The organism is Arenimonas sp. (assembly GCF_036275555.1).
Classification (GTDB): Bacteria; Pseudomonadota; Gammaproteobacteria; order Xanthomonadales; family Xanthomonadaceae; genus Arenimonas.
The window spans coordinates 1-2,274 of record NZ_DASUDO010000041.1; the positions used below are offsets into that span (position 1 = coordinate 1).

General features: G+C 67.4%; 4 protein-coding genes. All 4 read right to left on the reverse strand.

Annotated features, from left to right (window positions below):
* On the reverse strand, positions 1–409 hold a 409-nt coding region (locus tag VFV21_RS11155), incomplete at its 3' end, for an ABC transporter ATP-binding protein (RefSeq protein ID WP_329669502.1).
* 40 nt (positions 410–449) lie between these two features.
* Positions 450–605 (reverse strand): 50S ribosomal protein L33, encoded by a 156-nt coding sequence (gene rpmG, locus VFV21_RS11160; RefSeq protein ID WP_068804818.1) that lies wholly within the window; start codon positions 603–605, stop codon positions 450–452.
* A gap of 15 nt (positions 606–620) precedes the next feature.
* Positions 621–857 (reverse strand): 50S ribosomal protein L28, encoded by a 237-nt coding sequence (rpmB, locus tag VFV21_RS11165; protein ID WP_068804821.1) that lies wholly within the window; start codon positions 855–857, stop codon positions 621–623.
* 114 nt (positions 858–971) lie between these two features.
* The coding region (locus VFV21_RS11170; RefSeq protein WP_329669503.1) for an NAD+ synthase at positions 972–2,274 on the reverse strand (1,303 nt) is incomplete at its 5' end.

A 2,274-nucleotide genomic window follows, 5' to 3' on the forward strand; every position in this document is an offset into this window, starting at 1 on the left:
TGCCGATCAGGCGCCGGCCGACATCCTGCAGGCCGCAGCGGGCCTTGGCCTGTTCGCGCGCTGCGCGCACCTGCCGTCCCGGCACGCGGCGCAGGCGGGCGCAGAAATCGAGGTATTCGTCGACCGTCAGGTCACGGTTCAGGGGCGGGGTTTCGGGCAGGTATCCCAGCTGCGCCTTGGCGCGCACCGGCTGCTGCAGCATGTCGATGCCACCGACCAGCACGCGCCCGACGCTTGGCGCCAGGGTGCCGGTCAGGATGCGCATGGTGGTGGTCTTGCCGGCGCCGTTGGGGCCCAGAAAGCCCAACACCTCGCCCTTGACCACGCTGAAGCTGACATCGCGCAGCACCTGGCGATTGCCAAAGCTGCGGCTGACGCCGTCGATCTCGACGAGGACTTCGGCCGTCATGGCTGAACGGTCACTGCGCGGCGCGTCCGGCCGCGCCGGATCACTTGATCTTGGCTTCCTTGTACGCCACGTAGGCGCGCGCCTTCGGATCGAACTTGCGCAGCTCGATCTTGTCCGGCGTGTTGCGCTTGTTTTTCATGGTCGTGTAGAAGTGCCCGGTTCCGGCGGTGGACACCAGCTTGATCTTCTCGCGCATGGTTCTGGTCTCGGTTTAGGGCTTCAGGCCGCGGCTGCGCATCTCGGCCAGCACAGCCTCGATGCCTTTCTTGTCGATGGTGCGCATGGCCCGGCAGGACAGACGCAGCGTGACGTAACGCTTCTCGGCCGCCACCCAGAAACGGTGGCTCTGCAGATTGGGCAGAAAGCGCCGACGCGTACGGTTGTTGGCGTGGGAGACGTTGTTACCGGACATCGGCCCCCGGCCGGTGACCTCGCAAACCCTGGACATGGAACTCTCCAAAAGACCGTTCCGGCAAGACCGCCGGCTGGAAATGGCCGGCTTTTATACCAGAAGCCGCCCGGGCTTGGTAGTTTGGGCGCCCGTCGCCCGGTCCGCCTGGCGTCAGTCGCCGCGCGGTTCCTTGAAGCCGGAGGTGATCGGGTAACGGCGATCGCGGCCGAAGGCGCGCTGGCTGATCCGCACGCCGGGGGCCGCCTGGCGGCGCTTGTACTCGTTGCGGGTGACCATGCCGATCACTTCGCGGATGGTTTTCAGACTCGCGCCGGTGGCGCGCGCAATGTCCTCGGCCGAGCGGTCCTGCTCCACGTACAGTTCCAGGATCGCGTCCAGCACCTCGTACGGCGGCAGGCTGTCCTGATCGGTCTGGTCGGGACGCAGCTCGGCGCTCGGCGCGCGCGTGAGCACCCGTTCGGGGATGACCTGCGACAGGCCGTTGCGGTAGCGGGACAGCGTGTAGACCAGCAGTTTGGGCACGTCCTTGATCACCGCAAAGCCGCCGGCCATGTCGCCGTACAGCGTGGCGTAACCGACCGCCATCTCGGTCTTGTTGCCGGTGGTCAACACCAGCTTGCCGGTCTTGTTCGACAGCGCCATCAGCAGCACGCCGCGCACGCGCGCCTGGATGTTCTCCTCGGTGGTGTCGCGCGGTTTGCCGGCGAACTCTTCGGCCAGCGCCTTCTCGATGCTGGCGGCCATGTCCGCGATGGGAATGACGCTGTAGCGCACGCCCAGCGCCTCGGCCTCGGCGCGGGCGTCTTCCAGGCTCATGTCGGCCGTGTAAGGCGATGGCATCATCACGGCGTGGACGCGCTCGGCGCCCAGCGCGTCGGCCGCCACGGCAACGGTGAGCGCCGAGTCGACACCGCCGGACAAACCGACGATGGCGCCCGCAAAGCGGTTCTTGCCGATGTAGTCGCGCACGCCGGTGACCAGCGCCTGATAAACGCTGGCGACAGAATCGATCTGCGCCACCTCGCCCGGGATCGGCTCAAGACCGCTGCGGCCCTGGCGAAAACGCGCCAGGTACATGCCTTCCTCGAAGGCCGGTGCGCGCTGGCTGATGCGCCCCTGGGCGTCCATGACCAGCGAGCCGCCGTCGAAGACCAGCTCGTCCTGGCCGCCGACCATGTTCACGTACACCACCGGCACCGGACTGGCGGACACCCGCTCGCGGATGACGGCCTCGCGCTCGGCCTGCTTGTCGACGTGAAACGGTGAGGCGTTGATGTTGACGATCAGCTGCGCCCCGGCCCGCACCGACTGCGCCATCGGCGCCGGACCCCAGATGTCCTCGCACACGGTCAGGCCCACCTGCACACCGGCCAGTTCGAACACCGCCGGCCGGCTGCCGGACCGGAAGTAGCGCTTCTCGTCGAACACGCTGTAGTTGGGCAGCAGATGCTTG